We start from the raw sequence: 535 nt of genomic DNA, 5'->3' as shown, positions 1-535 counted from the left end.
CCACGAATTATTTCAGAGGAAGCCGGCATGACAGATAAAGACAACAAACAAAATGAAGAGCGTAAAAAGAGTTATATTGCGACTGGCTCGGAATGGTCATTTGAACAGCTAGAACGCTTTGATGATGCCATTTCAGACATAGCAAAAGAATATAAGCTAGACACCTACCCTAACCAAATTGAAGTGATTAGCTCTGAGCAAATGCTCGATGCCTATTCCTCGGTCGGTATGCCTCTAGGCTATTATCACTGGTCTTACGGGAAACAGTTCCTACAAAACGAAAAAGGTTATAAGCGCGGCCAAATGGGGCTCGCCTATGAGATCGTTATTAACTCTAACCCATGTATCGCTTACTTGATGGAAGAGAATACCTTGATGATGCAGGCCTTAGTCATCGCGCATGCATCATATGGTCATAACTCTTTTTTCAAAGGCAACTACCTGTTCCGCACCTGGACCGATGCCAGCGCAATAATAGACTACCTTCTGTTCGCCAAAAACTATATTGCAAAGTGTGAAGGCCGTTATGGCGTCG

The 535-nt window shown here is 43.7% G+C and carries 1 protein-coding gene; it reads left to right on the top strand.

Annotated features, from left to right (window positions below):
• Window positions 1–27: 27 nt before the first annotated feature.
• The coding region (locus A3761_RS08450) for a SpoVR family protein (protein ID WP_197472982.1) at window positions 28–535 on the top strand (508 nt) is incomplete at its 3' end.

This window comes from Oleiphilus sp. HI0123, from assembly GCF_001635315.1.
The sequence above is the reverse complement of the archived record's forward strand: the minus strand, read 5'-3'. Positions and strand labels throughout refer to the sequence as shown.